At 69.7% G+C, this 4,971-nt stretch carries 8 protein-coding genes and 1 tRNA gene; 3 read left to right on the top strand and 6 right to left on the bottom strand.

Going from position 1 to position 4,971, the window contains the following annotated elements; translation table 11 throughout:
- Positions 1–472, bottom strand: a 472-nt coding sequence (locus CQZ88_RS30770; protein ID WP_374703816.1) for an amidase family protein, incomplete at its 3' end; no start/stop codon positions are given.
- Positions 473–616: 144 nt separating this feature from the next.
- On the opposite strand from CQZ88_RS30770, the gene CQZ88_RS09990 reads away from it, so the two are divergent.
- On the top strand, positions 617–796 hold the full coding sequence (locus CQZ88_RS09990) for a hypothetical protein (protein ID WP_006935779.1): 180 nt from the start codon (positions 617–619) through the stop codon (positions 794–796).
- A 32-nt stretch (positions 797–828) separates the two neighbouring features.
- Here the strand turns inward: CQZ88_RS09990 and CQZ88_RS29855 are convergent, their stop codons facing one another.
- Entirely contained in the window at positions 829–999 is a 171-nt protein-coding gene (locus tag CQZ88_RS29855) for a hypothetical protein (protein WP_006935777.1), read from the bottom strand.
- A 529-nt stretch (positions 1,000–1,528) separates the two neighbouring features.
- On the opposite strand from CQZ88_RS29855, the gene CQZ88_RS09980 reads away from it, so the two are divergent.
- Positions 1,529–1,879, top strand: a complete 351-nt coding sequence (locus tag CQZ88_RS09980) for a DUF1254 domain-containing protein (protein ID WP_102799674.1) — start codon at positions 1,529–1,531, stop codon at positions 1,877–1,879.
- 579 nt (positions 1,880–2,458) lie between these two features.
- Positions 2,459–2,710, top strand: coding sequence for a DUF1214 domain-containing protein (locus CQZ88_RS32400; RefSeq protein WP_102799673.1), 252 nt, complete (start codon positions 2,459–2,461; stop codon positions 2,708–2,710).
- Positions 2,711–2,823: 113 nt separating this feature from the next.
- Here the strand turns inward: CQZ88_RS32400 and CQZ88_RS09970 are convergent.
- The 4 genes from CQZ88_RS09970 to CQZ88_RS09955 form a co-directional block, all read right to left on the bottom strand.
- Positions 2,824–2,897 (bottom strand) — tRNA-Leu (locus tag CQZ88_RS09970).
- 66 nt (positions 2,898–2,963) lie between these two features.
- On the bottom strand, positions 2,964–3,923 hold the full coding sequence (locus tag CQZ88_RS09965) for a Ppx/GppA phosphatase family protein (protein ID WP_029542185.1): 960 nt from the start codon (positions 3,921–3,923) through the stop codon (positions 2,964–2,966).
- Entirely contained in the window at positions 3,920–4,447 is a 528-nt protein-coding gene (locus CQZ88_RS09960; RefSeq protein WP_006940800.1) for a DUF501 domain-containing protein, read from the bottom strand. Before CQZ88_RS09960 ends, CQZ88_RS09965 begins: the two co-directional genes overlap by 4 nt.
- Positions 4,444–4,971: septum formation initiator family protein (locus tag CQZ88_RS09955; protein WP_258008531.1), on the bottom strand; the 528-nt coding region annotated here is incomplete at its 5' end. The genes CQZ88_RS09960 and CQZ88_RS09955, both read right to left, overlap by 4 nt.

Genomic DNA, 4,971 nt, shown 5'->3' with positions numbered 1-4,971 from the left:
CCGCGGCGGCCGAACCCCCGGAGGATCCGCCCGGGGTGTGCGCGGGATTCCACGGATTACGGGTGGGACCGTTGACCTCCGGCTCGGTGATGCCCTTCGCGCCGAACTCGGGGGTGTTGGTCTTCCCGAAGATCACCAGTCCCGCTCCGAGCCACCGGTCCACGACCAGCGCGTTGCGCTCGGCGGGCAGTGCGGCGAGGGCGCGGCTGCCACTTCCGGTGGGCGTCCCGGCGACGTCCTGCAACAGATCCTTGACCAGGAACGGCACCCCGGCGAACGGGCCGGTGAGTATCTCGCGCGCCCGGGCACGGGCGCGCTCGTCGAGCCGGTACACCACCGTGTTCAGAGTCGGCTCCACAGTGTCGAGTCGGCTCAGCGCCGCCTCGAGCAGCTCCCCCGCGTCGGCCTGCCCGCTCGCGACGAGCCCGGCAAGGCCCACGGCGTCGAACCGGCGGTACTCGGCGTAGTCCACGGCTCCGCCTCCTCGGGAACCCGGCTGTGTCTCCTCATTCTCCCGCCGGGGCCAGCGCGAGGGGAGCGCTTTCACGCGATGTTCGCGCGACCGGGTTCGACCGAATGCGCCCGATCGGGACGGGGGCCTGCAACGATTTTGGATATGAAGCACTTTCGGATAGTCAACGAAGACGGGTCCGTCGTCGACCAGCAGCCGTTCGAGACCGAGGACGAGGCCCTGGCGTGGGCGCACACGCATCCGCGGGCGGGAACCCCGGGATGGACCCTGGAGGAGCAGGTCGAGGCAGACTGGGAGAAGCGGGAGAACTCCGAGCGGACCTGACCGCAGCGGACCGGGCTGCTCGAGGGGTGGATTCAGCCCTCCTGACGCTTCGCCCACGTCAGCACGAGTCTCGGCTCTGCAGAATTGGACGAATCGAGTTCCAGCGTGGCGTCTTCCGGAGCGCCCGCGAGGAACGCGCGGACGATGCTCATCGTGACCGGGGTGCTGAGGGGCAGAACGGCACTTTCGGTTTCGTTCGACATACACCGAACGTATCGTTATCGCGGGTCCTCCGCTGGGTGAGACGAGCGGTCGTCCGCCTCCGTCAACGCTCGCCGGCAGTCACGAGCGTCCGAGAACAGAGCCCCGACAACGGTGAGCACCTGGCCGGTCCGCAAGTCCGTGCGAACAAGATGATCAGTGGGTGTCGGTCGGCTGTCGCGGACAGCAACAGGCCTTCGCTGCCGGGCGGCTGTTGAGCGCAGATGATTCGACGAATGCGCCGCGACCAGGGCCTTCGTCCGGGACGATGCCCACTGGAAGTACTTCCGGATCGTGCACACGGACGGCGCCGTCGTCGACGAGCAGCCGTTCGCGACCCAGGACGAGGCGGGCGCGTGGGCACGCACGCACCCGTGGACGCTTCCCGACCGCGGAATGGGCTGGGAGCAGGCGGGGCGCTCCTCATCCCTTGCAGGTGAAGGGAGCTACCCGATCGGCGGCCGACGACTGTGTACCGCGCATCCGGGGCTCAACCTGCGAGTCCACTGATTCCGAGAGAGGACCGACATCATGGACGAAACCACGCGGCCTTCGGAGGCCCTCAACACGTTCCTGAATGCACTTCCCGGAGTCAACACCTGGGCGATGCGCAAGGGGTATCTCGAGGCGGGCATCCGGGACAACGACGTCGTCGTGTGGTCGGGGATGCTGGACTCCAGGACGATCCTGCTCGGGGGAAGTTCCGACTCTCTCTACTTCTCGACGTTCGCGGACCTGACCGGCGGTCCACTGGTGGTCGAGAGTCCGCCGCTCACAATCATATTCATGAACGACATGTGGGCACGGTGGGTGACCGACTCCGGCATGGGCGGCCCGGACCGCGGTGCCGGCGGTTCGTCGAGGGAACCGGTCTCCCCATGAACACCGTCGATCCCAACGACAGTTCGTTCTACCAGTTCGCGAGTGACCTGGTGAGCGACCAGCCCGCCGAGGCACTCGATGCCGAGATTGCCGGCGAACTCGCCGCGATCGGGATCGTCAAGGGCAAGGCCTTCGAGCCGGACGCGCGGATGCGGGAGATCCTGACCGAGGCAGCCGCCGTGGGCAATGCGATCGCACGCACCCTCGCCTTCCGCCCGCGCACAGAAGACGGGGTCCACTACTACGGGGAGGCGTCGCAATGGGTCAACGGCCTGCTCGCGGGCGGTTACGACCTCATGACCCCGCCCGCGGAGGTTTCCGACACGGGAATCGGGCCGTACCCGTCCGACGGCGCACGGAAGCTGCATCTTCGCACCCAGTTCTTCTACCTCGCCTGGGGAATCAGTCCGGCGATGTGCATGCGGATCACGAACCTCGGTTCGCAGTACCTCGTCACGGCCGCGGACAATGAGGGCCGAACCCTCGACGGCGGCAGGCATTACACGGTGTCGCTTCCCCCTGGCATCCCGGCCGCCAGGTTCTGGTTCCCTGACCTCGTAGGACAACCAGACCCGGTCCATGCTCGACACACCGCAACGATTCTCGAAAGTCGGCAGCCAGGGCTACCCTCGCCGGGCTGCGACCGCCGATCCCGACGGGTCGATGACGGTGCACTTCGCGCCCGAACTCCCCGACGGCGTACCCGATGGCAACTGGATCCAGACGACGCCGGGCAGGGAATGGTGTGTGTGCCTGCGTCTCTACAGCCCGCTGCAACCGTTCTTCGACAAGTCCTGGCGCCCCGGGGAGCTCGACGAAGTGGAGATCTGAAGGGATCACCGCCGTCGATGCTGGGCACCTCGTGCTGTTCACCCGACGACGCACCCGGTGGTGCGGGTCATTTGCTACGGCCGCGAATTGGTCGCCGAATTGTATAGATCGAGTGCCCCCAGTCGGACTCGAACCGACACTGCGCGGATTTTAAGTCCGCTGCCTCTGCCAATTGGGCTATGGGGGCGCAAGAAGAGGGTAGTGCGTGGTGTCCTTCCGGACCCGGGCAGGTCCGGAAGGACACCACGGCGACCTACGCGATCGACAGCGCGATCCCGTCGAGGATGTCGTGCTCGCTGACGACGAGCTCGCCGATACCCGCCCGACGGCCGAGTTCGTCGGCCAGCACGGTCGTGACGATCGCCCCGCCGCCGATGACGTCGACCCGTCCGGGGTGCATCGGGCCGAGCGCCGCGCGCTCGTCGTGCGTGGCGGCGAGCAGGCCGTCGCACACCTCGCGCAGCCGGTCGAAACCGACGGTGGACAGGTGCACGCGCTCGGGGTCGTACTCCGCGAGGCCGTTCGCGAGGGCCGCGATCGTGGTCATGGTGCCGGCGACGCCGACCCAGGTACGGGCCTGCTCGACCGGCACGTGTGCGAGCGCCTCAGCGATCTTCTCCCTCGTGAACTCGCGGGCCGCCGCGATCTGTTCGGCCGTGGGCGGGTCGTCGTGCAGGCACCGCTCGGTGAGCCGCACGCAGCCGATGTCGGTGGAGTAGGCGGCATGGACACCGTCGGCGTCGCCGAGCACCACCTCGGTGGAGCCGCCGCCGAGGTCCACGACGACGAACGGCCCCCGGGTGGGGTCGAGTTCGCCGACGGCGCCGGTGAAGGACAGCCGCGCCTCCTCGTCGCCGGTGATGACCTCGGCCTCGGCACCGGGGATCACCGCACCGAGGACCTCGCGGGTCATCGCGAAGAAGTCGTCCCGGTTGGCGGCGTCGCGGGTGGCGGAGGTCGCGACCATCCGCACCGCCTGCGCACCGGTCTCCCGGATGAGGCCGGCGTATTCGACGAGGGCGACGCGGGTGCGTTCGATCGCCTCGGGGGCGAGCCGGCCGGTGGCGTCGACGCCCTGCCCGAGCCGGACGATGCGCATCAGCCGCGTCACGTCGGTGAGCCGGCCGTCGTCGCCCAGGTCGGCGATGAGCAGGCGGATGGAGTTGGTGCCGCAGTCGATCGCCGCGACGCGGCGGGCGCCGACGGCGGTCACTCGGTCTCTCCGCGCAGCTCGGCGTAGGTCGGCCAGTCGGCGGGGACGGCGGTGCCACGCAGGCCGGCGTCGGCGGCGAGGGCGACGGCCTCGTCGCCGAACGGGTTCACGCCCGGCCCCTTGGCGAGGGAGTGCGCGATCAGCACGTGCAGGCACTTGACGCGGTCGGGCATGCCGCCGCCGCTGAAGTCGGTGCCGAGCGAGTCGAGGGCGTCGCGTTCGGCGAGGTAGGACTCGTGGGCCCGCCGGTACGCGGCCGCGAGGTCGGGGTCGGCGGCGAGCCGCTCGGTCATCTCCTTCATGACCCCGCCGGATTCCTGCCGGCTGGCCTCGGCGGTGAGCCGCGGATCGGTGAGGTAGAACAGCGTCGGGAACGGTGTGCCGTCGGGCAGTTTCGGCGCGGTCTTCACGACGCCGGGGGCTCCGTCCGGGCAGCGGTAGGCGATGGCGAGGACGCCACGCGGGGCCCGCCCGAGCTGGGCGGCGACGGCGTCGAGGTCTTCCTGTGCGACGGGATCGGTCACCCGGTCGGTTCTCCTGGTTCTGGGGGCGCCACCGGCATCTGCCGCGGCACCGGGGCGGGTTCGGGTTCTGGCGCGGGAACGGACACCGACTGCCACAGGTCGCTGTACCAGGCGCCGGTGGAGGGCAGTTCCTCGGTCTGCTCGGTGACCGGTTCCTGGTAGTCGCCGGGCAGCTGCACCTGGTAGGGAGTCTCGCCGGGCATGACGAACCGTAGCCGTTCGCGGGCCTGGGCGCGGATCCACGCCGGGTCCTCGATCTGCGCCTTCTGTTCGCGGAGCGCCGCTATCTCCTGCTCGAGCTGTGCCCGTTCCGCGGCGACCCGCTCGGCCTCGGAGCGCTGGCTGACGTACGTGCGCAACGGAACCGCGAGGGTCAGGGCGAGGCCGCACACCACGAGGGCGAGGACGACGGCACGGCCGGTGGACAGGCCGAGGAAGGTGCGCTCGGCACGGGCGGGCCGGGACTCGCGCGGCGTTCCGACGCGGGTGGGCCGGGCCCGCCCCGATGCGCCCCCGGTGCGGGC

The sequence above is a fragment of the Rhodococcus sp. ENV425 genome (genome assembly GCF_002887785.1).
Lineage (GTDB): Bacteria > Actinomycetota > Actinomycetes > Mycobacteriales > Mycobacteriaceae > Rhodococcus > Rhodococcus aetherivorans.
This window is presented reverse-complemented; position numbering and strand designations above follow the sequence as displayed.

Excerpts from the sequence above, each read along its gene's own strand:
- CQZ88_RS09990 (WP_006935779.1), top strand. The coding sequence starts at position 617 with ATGAAGCACTTTCGGATAGTCAACGAAGACGGGTCCGTCGTCGACCAG.
- CQZ88_RS29855 (WP_006935777.1), bottom strand. The coding sequence starts at position 999 with ATGTCGAACGAAACCGAAAGTGCCGTTCTGCCCCTCAGCACCCCGGTC.
- CQZ88_RS09980 (WP_102799674.1), top strand. The coding sequence starts at position 1,529 with ATGGACGAAACCACGCGGCCTTCGGAGGCCCTCAACACGTTCCTGAAT.
- CQZ88_RS32400 (WP_102799673.1), top strand. The coding sequence starts at position 2,459 with ATGCTCGACACACCGCAACGATTCTCGAAAGTCGGCAGCCAGGGCTAC.